This is a genomic window from Vibrio sp. Y29_XK_CS5 (genome assembly GCF_024181835.1).
GTDB lineage: Bacteria > Pseudomonadota > Gammaproteobacteria > Enterobacterales > Vibrionaceae > Vibrio > Vibrio harveyi.
Map to the genome: position 1 here is coordinate 385,755 of NZ_JAMZAM010000001.1, position 13,430 is coordinate 399,184.

Sequence of the window (13,430 nt, forward strand, 5' to 3'; positions counted from 1 at the left end):
ATAAGGGTAAGTAGCAAGGAGCCGCTTGAATAAAGTGGCTCCTTTTTTGTTTTAACTCTTCTTCACAGGTCTCCCTAATGAATAAATCTTTGACATTGCTTTGCGCGCTCTTTGCTGTCCCGTGTTTTTCCGCTGACTATAAAATGCCAGAGTTTGGATTGGACGTATCCAATACAGATGATGAATGGATTGTCACTGCCAGCGGCTACTTACAAGCAACGGAAGAGTGGAATATTTCAGCGGAAATCGACTCGACTGGTTACCTAGAACTTGGGACTGGATATGGTGTCATGCTGGGACAGTTTTATACCGAGGCTTTTGTGAGTTACGGACGTGCTGATTTGTTTGATGTGTATGACGCCGGCGTATTTACTGGGACAGCGTTGGGTGAAGATTGGATGGTTTATGCCAATAGCTCTCACGAATGGAGAAAAAGCGCTATTGGTAAGTCATTTCCGGCATTCGAAAATACAACAAGAGAATGGAAAAACACCATCGGGGCAAGTTATACACCAATTGAATTTGTCAGCCTCGGCTATGCTTATAACTACGATAAAAAGCTCACGGAGGGCGGTCATCGTACAAACCATGAAGTGCGAATTACATTAAAACCAAAGTGGGTTGAACCTTACGTGAAATACACATTTGGTGAACATAGAGTCTCTCCAGGTTCCACGAAGGTAAGTGAAGAAAATAGTGTGGAGCTAGGCGTTAACTTCAACTTTTAAGGAGTCGATATGAACATACAATCAACGATGATTGAATACGCAGTGGCGATTATGGGGTTGCTCTTGACGGGAATCACCCTCTAAGTCGGAAGCTTAGAGGGTTTAGTAAATTAACGATTGATATTGTAGCGAGCCATTGCTGCTTCTTTTGTTGTCACGACTGTTTTACCGATCGGAGCTAGAGAGATAACCGCAAGTTTCAGGTGTTGAAGGGCAAACGGGATGCCGATGATGGTGACAAAGCACGCTACGGCAGAAAGTACGTGACCGATTGCCAACCAGATACCTGCAAACACAAACCAAATTACGTTACCAATGACACCAAGTGGGCTCGTGCCTATGTCCATTTCATTGGTTAATTCATCTCGTGAGACTGCTTCTTTACCGAATGGGAAGAACGAGAAGTTCCCCATTACAAAACAAGCGCGTCCCCATGGAATGCCGATGATGCTGATGAATGCTAGAAGTCCAAAGAACCACCATAGCAAACCCATGAATACGCCACCGAATACAAACCAGATGATGTTGCCGAGTGTTCTCATTTAAAACCCTTTTTGATTTATAGCGTTGTGTTAAGTATGTCACACGAATCTTAACAGAGGATGAATGGACACACTTTATCTTAAATAAGCAATCATTGATGAGAATACAGATTTAATACAGGTAATAGACCGCATGAGATGGAGTAAAGAAAAGGCTCTCAACGAGAAATGTCGAGAGCCTTTCAGGTTAGGCAGTAGCTAAGTTCAAGCGAGGGACTGGCTTGTCATTGATTGGCAGGTGAATCAGTGCTGCAATAAATGCTAATACAACGGTTGACCACCAGATTGGGTCGTACGAACCGTAGTAATCGTAAATACGACCACCAACCCAAGCTCCTAAGAAGCTGCCTACTTGGTGCGTAAAGAACACCAAGCCATACAAGGTGGAAAGGTAACGAGCTCCAAAGATTTGACGAACTAAGCCGGAAGTCAGTGGCACTGTGCCTAACCAGCAAAAGCCAATTGCACCGCCAAAGATAGCAGCGGTGTGTTCGGTGACAGGTAGCGTCACAAAAGCACCGATTACGACTGTGCGCATCAAATAAAGTGCAGACATAACATGACGCTTGTTAAAGCGGTCTGCCATTACACCCCAGAAGTACGAGCCAAAGATGTTGAAAATACCGACGTACGCTAGCGCCATTGCCGCCGTTGATGCGGGTAAATCTTTATCGGCTAAGTAACTCGGCAGGTGAGTCGCGATGAACATTACGTGGAAACCACAAACAAAGAAGCCAGCATGGATTAGCCAATAGCCTTTATGTGAAAAGGCTTCTTTCAATGCTTCTTTTAGAGTTTGTGTGTCTTCTTGAGCATTAGTTGCATTGCTCGCTTGTGGTTTCGCCGTTCTCATGAACAGTGCAAACATGATTATAAAGCTACACAGTACAGCGAATGCTTGAAGCGCGCCTTGCCAGCCAAAATCACTCAACAGCGCTTGGGCACCTGGGATCATGGCGAACATACCGAATGAACCAGCGGCTGTTGTCAAACCAAATGCTTTCGCAGCATGTTGCGCAGGGACGACCTTTGCAACGGCACCTAGCACGATCACGTAACTGGTCGCGCTCAGACCAAAACCGACCAAAACGCCAAGTGACAGGTACATCATGGTTGGTTCAACTGCGATGGAAGTCAGGTAGAGACCCAAAGCGTAAGAAATGGCACCTAAAATGATAATACGCTTCGCGCCCCAACGATCTGAAGCCATACCAACAAACGGTTGGAACACACCAAACAACAAGTTTTGCAATGCAATAGCAAAGCTAAAGAACTCGCGACCAGTGTGAAAGTAGTCTGAAATTGGCATCATGAAAATGCCGAAAGATTGTCTGATCCCTAGACAAATAATCAAAATCCCTATTCCAAGCCAAACAAGAATTGGAAATCGGAAAATACTCATAATTTGCTCTTATTAATGATGATGAGAATGATCATGATGCTCGCCGTCGCCTGTGGTTTGGTGACAGCCGCTGTTGATGGCTTGCTCTGCTAATATTTCCAGCAACCTAGGAGAGTGATGGACGATAACTAAAGATAGCCCCAACATGACGGACATTCTCAGCACCTGAGCGAAAATGGATTGAGAAAAAAGCATGCATTGTGCGCTCAAGTAGAAAAATGAGCGCGAAGTGTAGAGATAATTGTCTAGCGAGACAAATTACAAAAAGTGAATAGAGGTATGCGTTCTATGCATACCTCTATAATATTTCGTTTATAGCTTTTGTTCTGCAGTTATTAGGGGGACGCGGGTAGAGACTGCGTGTAAGGCAATGTTGTGGATCATTTCGTCAACCGTTGTGCAGCAGTCCATAAGAATTGAGACATCATACTTTTCTGCCGCTTTAGAAATCGCAGTATGAGTGACACAGTTTTGCGTCATCATACCGCATACCAATAGTTCTGTTACCCCATGTTTTTGCAGCACTTCTTCAAGGTTTGTTTGCTCAAAGCTGTCTGCAAAGTGCTTGATAACTACATCTGCACTCGGCGCCAGCGATAAGATCTCAGGGTGAATATCAGCACCTTCGGACCCCTCATTAAAGAAAGGTGCAATACCCATTGCCGGATCCGCAATGTGCTGAATATGAATGATAGGAATATTTTTCTCATTCGCTTTAGCAATTGCGCTCTTGATGTTGTTTAGTGTTGCTTCTGTATTCCATAGAGGAAATTTACCGTTTGGGAAGTAGTCGTTTTGTAGATCGATAACAAGAAGTGCTGCTTGGCTCATGGTGTTTTCCTTTTGTTTTCAGTGAATGTATTGCTTTGGTATGGGAGCTATTATGCGTGCTTTCTTTTATCTTGCTCAGTGTCTAAAATGACAAAAAATAGGTTAAAAACGACAATTGGAATGAACAAGATAAACATTGCTATTGTGAACTATCCGGGGGCTTCAAAAGCGTCAGTCTATGGTTTGCAGGAGCTGTTTGAGATGGCAAGCCACGCTGCGATTGAGTTGGGTGCTGAATGTCGCTTTGATGCAGACATCATTGATTGGCAAGAAGACGTTATTCGAGATGGTGATTTCACGGTCGTCATATTGCCGCCAAGCGGCGCGGAGCAATATTATCTTTCGCCAAGTGAGGCGTTAACGTCTTGGCTGTTTGAGCAACACAAAGCAGGAGCGGTTGTTACGTCTGCATGTGCCGGGGCTTTTGTTCTCGCTCAAGCTGGTTTGTTGAACAACAAAGCGTGCACGACACACTGGGGGCTGGCAGGGTTATTCAGAGACAAGTTTCCTAACGTGAGGCTTAAGCCAGAATCCATCCTTATCAATGAGGGCAGTGTCATCACGGCTGGTGGCATGATGTCTTGGCTCGATCTGGGGCTGGAGTTGGTATCTCAGTTAAGCACGCCTTCGGTGATGCGGTTATTGGGAAAGATGCTGGTGGTTGATACTGGTGCCAGAGAGCAACGTTTTTATCAGCAATTCATGCCTAATTTTCAACACGGCGATAGTGCCGTTCTTAGTGCTCAGCACTACATGGCCGATCATTTCTCCCATGTGATTTCAAACCAAGCTCTATCGGAGATCAGTTGTTTAACTGAGCGCACGCTTCAGAGACGTTTTCAAAAAGCGACAGGTTTGAACTTGAATCAGTATCTACAACACCTCCGGGTACAAAAAGCATGTAACTTGCTGGAATCAAGCAACCTCGCTTTTGAGGCGATTGCTTACCACGTGGGGTATCAAGATGCGAGCGCGTTTCGAAAAGTATTCATTAAAACCATGGGACTGGCACCCAAAGCATTCCGCGCTCGTTTTAGTGCTTAATTAACGACGTGCTACGTGTTCGATATGAAGGCAGAGCGCTTCTGCAAGTTGATGACTAGCAATGTTGCGCTGGACAATTTCAGTGGCGACTTTACCTGACTGAATGACGTTAAACCAATCAAGCAACATAGAGTGGAAACCTTTACTGGTTAGCATTGGCGTCCAATCTTTCAAGCTGAGCTTTTGCTCTTGATTGTCTTGCCACATTTTCCCTTCAACAAATGAATCAAATTCAATCGCTTTATTTGAATAGCAAGCTTGGACTCGCTCCGTTGTGATACCAAAATGGCGGTTCATTGATGCGTGAAACAGTGTCTCACCATGCTGCCATTGGATATCTAAACGAGCCAGTTGGTCGCCTTCCATTTGGTGAGTAATGTAAGCGTCTTGTAGATCTGCTTTTTTCGTAATGTTCACGCTATCGAGAGGGTGGATGAAGTCATCGAAAATGAAGGTACGAATATCCCCCGGTAATTGATGACGATTCTTCTCCCAACGTATTGATTTCAAGCCTGAAAGTTCGCCTTGCTGTACGCCCGGCATATGCTGATTGTAGAGCGGAATGTGACGGCGATTGAAACCGACATACAAAGGCTGATTCACGCGTTCTGCTAGTTCGTATAGCTTTTCCACCTCAGCAGCGCTGTCTGCCAAAGGTTTGTCAACAAATGTCGGGATGCCTTGTTCTAAAAAGAAAGATGCGATTTGAGGGTGAATGCTCGTCGCTGCATGAATCATTACTGCATCCACACCCATGCCAACCAACTGTTGGTAGTCCTGACAGGTTTCTGTGATGCGATATTGTTGAGCCAGTGTGTTAAGTGTATTTGCGTTACGGGTACAAAATACCAGTTCAACATTTGGAATCTGGGTGATAACTGGAAGGTAGGCTTTTTGAGCAATGTCGCCCAAGCCAATGATGCCAATTTTCATTTGGTTCTACTTTGTTCGTTGACGGGATAAACATTATAACGAGAACCTGTTGGATTTCTGAGAGCAAAAGGTCATAAAAAAGCCTGATTCATATGAATCAGGCTTTATCGTGCTGTTTGATACTAAGATGTTCTGCAGGTTTTAAAGATATCCAAATCTCCATCATAAGCATCGGTTTCTACGTCCATGATGCCGAGTAAAGAGTGGAATACATTATCGTGAGAGTGCGTCGCGGTTTGTTGCGCCTCTTGTTCCAAACAATCAGTATTGATGTGTTTAGCTTGCTTAAAGCCCGGAGACATCCAAAGTATCATAGGAACACGCTTTTGGAAATCAGGCGCCAATCCGTAAGGCATGCCGTGTAAGAACAAGCCATTTTCACCTAAAGACTCACCGTGATCAGAAACATAAATCATGGCCGTATTGTATTTGTCTTCTAGCGCTTTCAATTTCGCTATAGTTTGATCCAAAACGAAGTCCGTGTAGCGAATAGTATTGTCATAAGTATTGACGATTTGTTCAACGCTACAGTTTTCGATGTCTGCACGAGGGCAGTCTGGTTGGAAGAAGGCTTTGTCTTTTGGATAGCGTTGGAAATACGTTGGACCATGACTACCAATGAGATGCAGCGCAACAAGGCGGTTACCTTTCATGCTTGCGATTTGATCATCTAGGTTATTTAGCAATGCGATGTCATAGCAAGTGCTGCCGTTGCACTGTTCATTTTTCTGGCTGCGGTCCACATCCATCTTATTGATCTTATGCGCGACGCCTTTATCTCCGCCGTCATTGTCTTTCCACATCAAATCAATGCCAGCACGTTGCATTATATCCAAAGCATTGTCTTGGTTATCTGCTGTACTACGATCGAAGTCGCTACGAGGCAGTTGCGAAAACATACAAGGAACGGACACCGCTGTTGCTGTACCGCAAGAGGAAACGTCTTGGAATGAAATGACGTCTAGCTTGCTGGTGTATGGGTTGGTTTCGCGATCGTAACCGTTGATTTGGTAGTTTTGAGTACGCGCAGTTTCTCCTAATACGAAGACAACCAGAGTAGGCTTCTCTTTGGCTTGTTCTAAAGCTAGCTGAGATTGCTTAGCATCAGTGCCAATCTCACGGTATGGTTGTGGCGTTGTCAGGTAGGTTTCTTTGACATAACTAGAGATCGCATACACGTACTGAGTAGGGATAATGATTTTCTTTAGGTAGCTATTATTACGACCAACGGATGCGTAGTCTTGGTAATACAAACCAGCAATCACGGCAATGATCACTAAAGAAGCAAGCATTGAGACGATTTTAGTTAATGTGAATCTTAGCCAGTTTCCTTTTAGCGGTTGAAACTTCACTTTAAAGACAAGTAATGCAGGAAGTACCCCCATCAAAACTGTCCAGATCAACGAGTAAGCGCTGAAGTAAGAACTTGCTTCACTGGTATCAGTTTCGACAATATTGGTGATCATGTCGGTATCGAAGAGTGTGCCGTAGTTGTAGCTCGCGTAACTCACTATACCAGAGGTGATCAGCAATAAGATAAAGAATGGTTTACTGATCCAAGGCCAACTGAACAAGTTGAATAAGAAGTTCAGCGCTGCAAAAAAGAAGATGGGAATGGTAATAATGAAACCGATCTTAACTTGATCGAGATTAGTAAGGATGTGAACCAATTCCTTGTAAATGGGAATGTTCACCACAAGGGCGAAATACAAGGCGAGTAAAAGCGTAAAGGTAACGTAAGAGAGACCTTTAGTTGGTAGTTCAATTGTCTTCATAATTGACGTACTTCGATGTAACTAAATTAAAATCGACGCCCAAACAAATAGGGCGAGAACAAGCGCAACAAATACTGCTGCGGAACCAATGTCCTTGGCTCTTCCACTGAGTTCATGCCAGTCATCGCTGACACGATCGACAACCGCTTCGATGGCGGAATTAATCAATTCAACTATTACAACCAGCAGCAAGCTGCTGATCATCATTGTTCGTTCAAGCATGGTGACGGGAAGCAAGAATGCAGCGATAGAGAGTACTAACGTCAGTACTAACTCTTGTCTAAATGCTGCTTCGTTAATCCATGCTGCTTTCAATCCTTGAAGTGAATAGCCGGTTGCGTCCAATATCCGGCGAATGCCTGTTTTTCCTGGTTTCAAAATGGGGCCTATACTGCTGAGCCAAAAAAGAAGGGGCGCTTGAGGGATAAGCATCCCCTGATAAAAGAAAAGGCATCAAATTGCGAAAGTTGAGAGTAATAGGTCGAGCGTGAAACATTTGTGAAAAAGATGTCGCCTGACCATTATTTTATGCAATTGATGCTAATTTATACGTTATGAATCAAGGTCGTATACGGTATAGCCTTTATTTGCTAGGCATTTACGAAGCACGAGCGATTGGGTTTTGGTTGAGTCATTTGCACCGCCAAGTGCACCTGCGCCAGCACCGACTGCTGAACCAGCTACGGCACCTACGGCAGCACCACCGACGCCATCTTCTAGTGCGCCAGCTACGGCACCAACAAGAGCACCCGTCACAGCTCCATTTTTTGCTTCAGTTTTCGCCGCTTCGCCTTTGTCGACTTTTTCGGCATAACCTTGGCAATAAGCGAAGTCTTGCTCGTATTGAGCTTGGTCGACATTGGTCATATCAACGACAGGCTTTTGGTTGTAGGCACAAGCAGCAAGTGTGGAAGAAAGGGTGAGGAGAAAAAGGTGTTTATACATTTTTGTAATCCATTATTGCTGTGAATTGATGGATTAAATGTACACTGTTTTATTTTTGAGCTCTGTCTATCGTATGTATTGAAATGTCGTGTTTTGTAACAACAAGATAGGAGTTACTGATAAGTTTATGATTTTATTTTTGAAAGCATACCGTAAAGCATGCGCCGCCCAAAGGACTGTGAGAGACAGACACGCAGCCATCTTGTAACTCGACAATCTGTTTTACGATGGCGAGCCCTAAGCCAAAACCACTGGTGCTTTTGTTTCGCGCTTTATCGGCGCTATAAAATGCATCGAACAAGTGAGGCCAGTCTTTCTCTTCAATTCCGCAGCCGTCATCGTGGATCTGAATACAGCAGTGGTCGGGAGTATCAACCAGCTCCAAAACGATCTGCTTTTTCGCATAACGCATTGCATTGCGAAGTAGGTTATCGAGTGCACGTTTGAGCAGTGTTGGATCGGCGTTGACAACCACGCCTTGTGATTCGGCATCATCAATCACAATGGATAAAGGCGTATCGCGCTGCCATTTAGGAAGAAGCGATTGAAGAAAGCGAGATAACACCACGGTAGATGTTTGTATCTCGGAATTTGGTCGCTCCATTTTTGCGTAGTAGAGCAGTTCTTCAACCATTTTTTCCATATCGTCAATGTCTTCTACAATGCTATCGACGTATTTTTGCTGATGCTCATTTAACGAAGCGTCCGCCAGAAGATCGGCTTGCCACTGGAGTCGGAAGATTGGTGTTCTTAACTCATGAGCGACAGCATTGGTTAGCATTTTGTTACTCGTAATAAGACGAGAGACCTTCTCTGCCATATGGTTAAAGCTTTTGTTTAATGTTCCCACCGACTTCGCGCTGGAAGTATCGGCGCGAGCATTAAAATCACCGGATGCAAAATCCATCGTAACCTTCTCTAATGCTCTTACGCGGCGGCTTAAAAACCAAATCAGCAGAACACAATACAGTGCAAATCCAGCGAGGAAGAACAGCCAAACGATATTGTCGTCAAAATTAATGGCTTGAATGATTGGGCTGTTGGGGTTTTGGCTTAATTTGAATACTGGCGAGCCTGGTTCAAATCGAAACCATAAATCTCGATCCTCATCAAACGCGGTATTGACGGAAGGATCTTCATCGAAAGCCTGTTGAACCTCAAGAGGGACACTAGTCATCTCTTGAGCGATCAACAACATATGGCTAGAGGTTGCGAATTTCTCCAATTGTTGAATGGTGTAGTCTTCACCTTTTTCACGATAAATCGGATAAATAAGCTCATGGAAAGCTTGCGCCTCATGCTCTTCCAGTAGGTAATCGTAGTCAGTGTTCAGTTGATAAACAATGATTTCGTAACCAACTAAACTGGCGACAAAAAGAATAATCAGACCTAAGAAGCTTTCCAGATAAATACGTTTCATTACGCATTCCAAGCATCAGGCATAAACAAGTAGCCTTTACCACGCACAGTGATGATCTTTTGTGGTGGAGTGGTGCTGTCGCCCAGCTTTTTGCGTAAGGTAACGATGCGGTTATCGATAGTACGGTCAGTGCCGTCATATTCGATACCACGTAAGGTTTTTGTTAGCCACTCGCGAGAAAGAGTTTGTTCAGGGTGGTTTGCGAGGACCCAAAGTAAGTCAAATTCACCATCGGTTAGGGCAATGGGCTCATGATTTAGAGCGCAAGCCTTACGTAGGCGGTTAAGGCATAATAACCCCACTTCTAGACAAGTATCGGAATCAGACGTCGTTGCCTCCTTACGACGCAAAAGCATGCGGATTCGAGCAAGCAAAACTCGTGGTTTGATTGGCTTGTTTACGAAGTCATCTGCGCCGATTTCAAGGGCAGCGACGTGGTCAAAATCATCGTCGCTAGCAGTTAGCATCAAGACTTTGCCTTTAAAGCACTCGCGAATCTGGCGGCAGACGCTCAATCCATCTTGGCCAGGCAACATTAAATCAAGCAGTACGAGGTCGGGCTGAGCCTCTATAATCGCATCTGGAGCATCTGTTCCATTATCGATACAACGGACGTCGAAGCCTTGTTCAACAAAGTATTCGCTTAACATGGCTTGCAGTTTAGGATCGTCTTCAACGATGAAAATTGATTGCTTAGTGTCTTGTACATTCATGGCAGTGATGCGCTTTGTAGGAATTCTTCCTGAAACTTAAACAAATTTGTCAGTGATTTCAATAAACATCAATAGTCTTGTGGAATTTATAGACGGTAGTGATTGAACTTAACAACCAATAAAAAAAGCTCCGACGTTTATCGGAGCTTTTGAGAGTTAGAAGTCGATGCTAGCTAGCTTGAGGAGCGGGTGTCGAGTTTGTTACTTCAACTTGTTGCTCTTGTGCTTGTTTTGCAAGAAGTTCGTCTTGTTGGCGTTGATGCTCCATAATTTGTCCGTAGTTTTGCTTAAGGTATTGGAGTGTTTTAACCGCCGCGATGAAGAACACTGGCACGATCAATACGATGATCAGTACAGGGAACGCTTTAAGGATATTCAAGTCAGCATTAATCAGTAAGAAGATGATTGGTAGTGCTGTTAGCAATAAGCACCAGAACAGACGAAACATTGGGTTTACGTTTGCTTCTTCATCTAGCTGTTTAGTTGCGATGCCTGCTAGTGAATACGAGGTGCCATCTAGTGTTGTTACTGTAAACAGAATCATCGTGACTAGGTAGATAGCGGTTAGCAACATTGGAATAGATGTTGAGTCAAATACTTGCTTCACCAACTCAGTTGGCTGACCTTCACCAATCAGTTTGACACCATCAACGACGCCGTTGTTTACAAGATCCATTGAGAAGGTGCCACATACACCGAAGATAACCGCAGAGCCCATTGTGCCGCCAATCACGAGGATGAGAACCACGTCTTTTAGCTTCTGACCTTGGATGATCTTAGTGATGAAGACACCTACACCCGGTGAGTAAGAAATCCAGTTCGCTAGGAAGAATACCGTCCAGTATTGAGGGAACAACGTTGTGCCATATGGATCTGTGTTGGTGCTCATGCGGATGTATTCAGTCAACATGATACCAATGCCATTGGTTAAGTTGTTCATGATCAGAGCTGATGGTCCGATGATGAAGATGATGCCAACAAACGCTGCACAGATATAAATGGTTGCACTAGATAGGCGGGCCATGCCTTTCTCAATGCCGATGTAAGAGCTGAGAGAGAAGATCACTGACAACCCAAGGATAACGCCAATACCCAACATTAAATTGTCTGGAATGCCCGTTAAGCTCGCTAGGTTAGAGGAAATCATCGGGATGCCCAAACCTAATGTTAATGCGGTTGCGGCAAGCGTTGTGATGATAAACAGTAGGTCAATAAACTTTTGCGCCCAAACCGGTAATCGGTCATCAAACAGTGAGTTAATGACACCACTTAAGCTCATTCGACGGCTTTTCTTTAGGTAGAATACGACGGCGAATGGGATGGCTACAATGAGGTAGATAAACCAGCCTGCTGCGCCCCAGTGGAACATGTTGTAAGCCGTAGCGTATTCCATTGCCATGGCTTTATCTGTAATACCGAACTGAGGGTCCATGAAGTAGTATACCGCTTCAATAAAGCCCCAGTACATGGTGCTTGCACCCATGCCCGCAGACAATGCCATTGCGAACAGTTGGAATTTCGTAAACTTAGGTTTGGTGTCACCCATACGAATATCGCCATATTTAGAAAAGGCGAGGAACAATAGGGCACCTGTTGCAAAAAGTGTGTACCAAAGGAAACCAGAACCGAAGTTAATGACGGTAAAATCTAGCATGCCGCTCATGGTGCTTTTTACGGCTTCTGGGTATACCACTGCAAGAATACCTAGAAGCAGTACAAATCCAAAACTGCCAAAAGTAAGTTTCCAGTCGATTTCTGAAGTATTCAATTTCATTGTGACTTTCCAATATTGTCTATTAATGAGAATACTCGGACGGCCTTGTTTATTGTCACTGACACTCAGGGTGTCTGCCTTTCTCCCGTTCCCATACGAGTAATTAGAAAGGCAGACAGTGTAGGGGTAGAGGGATGTCAGTCTTTTGCTGTCTCTGTATTAATTGTTTATGTCGTGAAGCATGCGGTTTATTCGAAAACGTACGACGCCACAGACATTTCTTTCACTTTGTCCCAATCCATTTCAACACCTAAGCCATTGCCTTCAGGAGCACGGACATAACCTTCTTTGTCGGTGCGGATAACGGTTTTCGACGCTAGCTCAAAGTCTTCGTAAGGGTAGAATTGTTCAAAGAATTTACAGTTGTTATGCGCAAGAGCGACGTGCAGGTTTGCGGCTTGCGTTAGCGTGTAACCCATTGATTGGATCTCTAGGTTCTTAGAGAAGCCCTCTGCAATGTGGAAGCATTTGTTTAAAGGTGTAATACCACCGCAAACTGTCGCGTCTTGGCGAATGTCAGACCACATCTCTTGTGATAAGGCATAGGTCACTTCTTGCAGTGTTAACAAGCAGTTACCATGACTAGAAATCTCAAGGTCAGTGTTTTTAACTAGGCGTTTATAAGTGTTGTAGTCGTAATCAGAAACTGGTGCTTCTAACCATTCCCAGTGGTAGCGTTCTAGGCGTTTGGCCATTGCCATTGCTTGTTCTGGCGTGTAGAAGGTTGCCGTATCAAGCATGAATCGAATGCCTGTTTTGCCGTAACGAGCCTGAACTGCGTCAACAAGGGCAACGTCCTTTTCGTACACGCAGTAGCAGTGAAGCTTGATTGCTTTAAAGCCGTGTGCAATACAGTCGTCTAGGTACGGGAAGTACTCTTCTACGGTGTCGAACATTGGCGTCGATGCGTAAGACAACATTTTGTTTCGAGCGCCACCTAAAAGCATGTAAAGAGGCATGCCCGCTTTTTTGCCTTTGATGTCCCATGCTGCAATATCAATTGGCGCTTTAGCCGGCAGACCACCCCAAGTACAACGCGCCATTAACCAGTTGTAGAGCTCTTGAGTTGCCAATGGATTTTTACCCAGTAAACCTGGAACTATGGTGCGTTGAGATTCGATAATGCAGCGGTCAAAATCGTTCTCTGTGTAGCTGATTGTTGCGCCTAACCCCTCTGTACCATCGTTACAAATTAGACGGACGATGTTATTGGTGTATAACAAAGGTTCTTGGTTATCTGCCCATGGTACAGGTGCTGCATCGCGGTCTGCTACAGCGTAAAGTTCTACACGTTCAATTTTTAGTTCGGTCATTTTTCAGTCC

Annotated in this window: 14 protein-coding genes; 2 read left to right on the forward strand and 12 right to left on the reverse strand. The window is 44.5% G+C overall.

Features of this window, described 5'->3' with window-relative positions; translation table 11 throughout:
• The first annotated feature begins 77 nt into the window (after positions 1-77).
• The gene (locus NL647_RS01850; protein ID WP_005453457.1) at positions 78-728 is read left to right on the forward strand and encodes a hypothetical protein; all 651 of its coding nucleotides are present in this window, start codon (positions 78-80) and stop codon (positions 726-728) included.
• A gap of 110 nt (positions 729-838) precedes the next feature.
• On the opposite strand, the gene NL647_RS01855 is transcribed toward NL647_RS01850, so the two are convergent.
• From NL647_RS01855 to NL647_RS01870, 4 genes are all read right to left on the reverse strand, one after another.
• Positions 839-1,270 carry a YccF domain-containing protein gene (locus NL647_RS01855; RefSeq protein WP_253649536.1) on the reverse strand — a complete coding sequence of 144 codons (432 nt, stop codon included), beginning with the start codon at positions 1,268-1,270 and terminating at the stop codon, positions 839-841.
• Between the two features lie 187 nt (positions 1,271-1,457).
• Positions 1,458-2,672, reverse strand: a complete 1,215-nt coding sequence (locus NL647_RS01860) for an MFS transporter (RefSeq protein WP_053049120.1) — start codon at positions 2,670-2,672, stop codon at positions 1,458-1,460.
• A 12-nt stretch (positions 2,673-2,684) separates the two neighbouring features.
• Positions 2,685-2,828: a hypothetical protein gene (locus NL647_RS01865; RefSeq protein ID WP_253649537.1), complete on the reverse strand. Its 144-nt coding sequence runs from the start codon at positions 2,826-2,828 to the stop codon at positions 2,685-2,687.
• 156 nt (positions 2,829-2,984) lie between these two features.
• Entirely contained in the window at positions 2,985-3,503 is a 519-nt protein-coding gene (locus tag NL647_RS01870; RefSeq protein WP_253649538.1) for a cysteine hydrolase family protein, read from the reverse strand.
• A 120-nt stretch (positions 3,504-3,623) separates the two neighbouring features.
• On the opposite strand from NL647_RS01870, the gene NL647_RS01875 reads away from it, so the two are divergent.
• On the forward strand, positions 3,624-4,547 hold the full coding sequence (locus NL647_RS01875; RefSeq protein WP_033008007.1) for a GlxA family transcriptional regulator: 924 nt from the start codon (positions 3,624-3,626) through the stop codon (positions 4,545-4,547).
• Here NL647_RS01875 and NL647_RS01880 read toward each other — a convergent pair whose 3' ends face one another.
• From NL647_RS01880 to NL647_RS01915, 8 genes are all read right to left on the reverse strand, one after another.
• Positions 4,548-5,480 (reverse strand): Gfo/Idh/MocA family protein, encoded by a 933-nt coding sequence (locus tag NL647_RS01880; RefSeq protein WP_009696269.1) that lies wholly within the window; start codon positions 5,478-5,480, stop codon positions 4,548-4,550.
• Positions 5,481-5,602: 122 nt separating this feature from the next.
• On the reverse strand, positions 5,603-7,255 hold the full coding sequence (locus NL647_RS01885) for a phosphoethanolamine transferase (protein WP_017188696.1): 1,653 nt from the start codon (positions 7,253-7,255) through the stop codon (positions 5,603-5,605).
• 21 nt (positions 7,256-7,276) lie between these two features.
• Entirely contained in the window at positions 7,277-7,633 is a 357-nt protein-coding gene (locus tag NL647_RS01890; RefSeq protein ID WP_005453489.1) for a diacylglycerol kinase, read from the reverse strand.
• A gap of 174 nt (positions 7,634-7,807) precedes the next feature.
• The gene (locus tag NL647_RS01895; protein WP_009696267.1) at positions 7,808-8,200 is read right to left on the reverse strand and encodes a glycine zipper family protein; all 393 of its coding nucleotides are present in this window, start codon (positions 8,198-8,200) and stop codon (positions 7,808-7,810) included.
• A 133-nt stretch (positions 8,201-8,333) separates the two neighbouring features.
• A complete protein-coding gene (locus NL647_RS01900; RefSeq protein WP_009696266.1) occupies positions 8,334-9,620 on the reverse strand; it encodes an ATP-binding protein in 1,287 nt (428 codons plus the stop codon).
• Complete coding sequence (locus NL647_RS01905) at positions 9,620-10,333, reverse strand: response regulator (protein WP_005453495.1); 714 nt, start codon at positions 10,331-10,333, stop codon at positions 9,620-9,622. The genes NL647_RS01900 and NL647_RS01905 overlap by 1 nt, the downstream gene beginning before the upstream one ends.
• A 169-nt stretch (positions 10,334-10,502) precedes the next feature.
• Positions 10,503-12,107, reverse strand: coding sequence for a BCCT family transporter (locus NL647_RS01910; RefSeq protein ID WP_005453498.1), 1,605 nt, complete (start codon positions 12,105-12,107; stop codon positions 10,503-10,505).
• Positions 12,108-12,295: 188 nt separating this feature from the next.
• A complete protein-coding gene (locus NL647_RS01915; RefSeq protein ID WP_009703179.1) occupies positions 12,296-13,420 on the reverse strand; it encodes a mandelate racemase/muconate lactonizing enzyme family protein in 1,125 nt (374 codons plus the stop codon).
• Positions 13,421-13,430 lie beyond the last annotated feature (10 nt).